We start from the raw sequence: 755 nt of genomic DNA on the forward strand, positions 1-755 counted from the left end.
CATAGACCCAAAGCGCCTTTCCTCCCCACCGCTTCCGTATCATCACCTTTTCAGCTATTCGTTATCTTTATTATCAAACAATCAATAAGCAACCAATATCAATTTGTTAATTTTTGTCTCTTTGCTTTTCCAATCTCCAAAAGAAAGCAAAAAAATGGAGCCGCATCTCGCGCTCCATTTTTCAATCCTTCATCAGCTTGATAAATCTGAAGCTCATCAAAATGCTGCCGATGGCAACCGCAATCATGACCATCCCCAGATCCTGAAAATGCCCCGCGGTTATTTCTTCTCCAAACAACAGACCCAGAATGACGGACGAAAAGATCGAGCCAAGATAGCGGCATGTTTGAAAAAGCCCCGAAGTCGTCCCGACGATGTCCGGCGGACTTGCCGTAAACATGGCAGCCTGCAGGGCGACATTGCCGAGGCCGTAGCTGACCCCGAGCAAAGAGAGGATGATGCCTTTCCACAACATCGGTGCATCGACAAAAAACAATGTGAGCAGGATAGCGCCCGCTGCCATTAAGCAAGAACCAATTAACACGGGCTGCGTTTCTCCTGAACGGTCAATCCATTTCCCGACGAAAGGCGAGATCAATACGCTCGTCCCGGACATGAACAGCATCAAAAGACCGCTCGTTTGAACGGAAAGGTGCATTTCATCCTGAAAATAACTCGGAAGTCCAAAAAACAAACAGTAGTTAAAGATGTTCAGCATAATAAATTGTGCATAGACCGAAGTTAACGTCCTGCGT

The 755-nt window shown here is 46.5% G+C and carries 2 protein-coding genes; one reads left to right on the plus strand and one right to left on the minus strand.

Features of this window, described 5'->3' with window-relative positions; all coding sequences use genetic code 11:
• On the plus strand, window positions 1-201 hold a 201-nt coding region (locus tag ACWHAR_RS26435; RefSeq protein WP_452088343.1), incomplete at its 5' end, for a hypothetical protein.
• Here ACWHAR_RS26435 and ACWHAR_RS26440 read toward each other — a convergent pair.
• The coding region (locus ACWHAR_RS26440) for an MFS transporter (RefSeq protein ID WP_452088344.1) at window positions 182-755 on the minus strand (574 nt) is incomplete at its 5' end. The two genes, ACWHAR_RS26435 and ACWHAR_RS26440, sit on opposite strands and share 20 nt — an antisense overlap.

The organism is Bacillus sp. LR--39 (assembly GCF_053613335.1).